Raw genomic sequence first — 703 nt, 5'->3', positions numbered from 1 at the left:
CCCAATCGGTATCTTTGGTCTGGTGGCATCAACGCTGGCAACCACCGGTTTTGAAACCCTGTGGAGCTACGCGCAACTGCTGCTGGTGCTGATAGGCTGTATGTTCGGTGTGGCGCTGATCATCAACCCACTGCTGGTGTTCATCAAAATTCGTCGCAACCCGTACCCACTGGTGTTCGCTTGCCTGCGTGAAAGTGGCGTAACCGCCTTCTTTACTCGTAGTTCTGCGGCCAACATTCCTGTGAATATGGCGCTGTGCGAGAAGCTGAATCTGGACCGCGATACGTATTCGGTGTCCATCCCGTTGGGCGCGACCATTAACATGGCGGGTGCGGCAATCACCATTACTGTGCTGACGCTGGCTGCAGTTAATACGCTGGGTGTTCCGGTTGATTTGCCAACGGCCCTGTTGTTAAGCGTGGTGGCGTCACTGTGTGCTTGCGGGGCGTCTGGTGTGGCGGGTGGTTCGCTGCTGCTGATCCCACTGGCGTGTGGCATGTTCGGTATCCCGAATGAGATTGCCATGCAGGTAGTTGCGGTCGGCTTTATCATCGGCGTGTTGCAGGATTCTTGCGAAACAGCGCTGAACTCGTCAACTGACGTGCTGTTCACTGCGGCGGCTTGCCAGGCAGAAGATGCGCGTCTGGCGGATAAAAACCCACTTCGCGGTTAATGTTAAAAGCTCCCTGTCTTACGAGACAGG

Annotated in this window: 1 protein-coding gene; it reads left to right on the top strand. The window is 55.8% G+C overall.

Features of this window, described 5'->3' with window-relative positions; genetic code table 11:
• Nucleotides 1-673 (top strand): serine/threonine transporter SstT (gene sstT / locus D6029_RS22350; RefSeq protein WP_120066848.1); only part of this gene is annotated, 673 nt, incomplete at its 5' end.
• Nucleotides 674-703 lie beyond the last annotated feature (30 nt).

The organism is Buttiauxella izardii (genome assembly GCF_003601925.1).
Classification (GTDB): Bacteria; Pseudomonadota; Gammaproteobacteria; order Enterobacterales; family Enterobacteriaceae; genus Buttiauxella; species Buttiauxella izardii.
The sequence above is the reverse complement of the archived record's forward strand: the minus strand, read 5'-3'. Positions and strand labels throughout refer to the sequence as shown.